The organism is Pauljensenia sp. UMB3104, assembly GCF_030217285.1.
GTDB lineage: Bacteria > Actinomycetota > Actinomycetes > Actinomycetales > Actinomycetaceae > Pauljensenia.
The window spans coordinates 1-255 of sequence record NZ_JASONN010000415.1; the positions used below are offsets into that span (position 1 = coordinate 1).

Below are 255 nucleotides of genomic sequence, written 5' to 3' on the forward strand. Positions count from 1 at the left end.
CGAGGACGCGTCCGACTGCGTTGCGCCGGGACCGGCTGTGCAAGCGCCCAGTGTCAGCGAGACGCTGGCCCCAATAACGGTCGCGCGAACGAAAGTGGAAAGCTTCAAGGGATGTCTCCTTCACTGCGTGATGGCGTAACGCTTTGACCGCTCAATGCGATACACGATGACATACAAAACTGTTGCCATGATGCACAGGATCGTGATGACGACAAACATGCCGGCGGTGTCCACGGTGCTTCTCATTTGAGTGAG

At 57.3% G+C, this 255-nt stretch carries 1 pseudogene; it reads right to left on the reverse strand.

Annotated elements, in window-relative coordinates:
- Nucleotides 1-120 precede the first annotated feature (120 nt).
- Nucleotides 121-255: pseudogene (locus QP415_RS12230) on the reverse strand (ABC transporter permease); the annotation flags it as partial.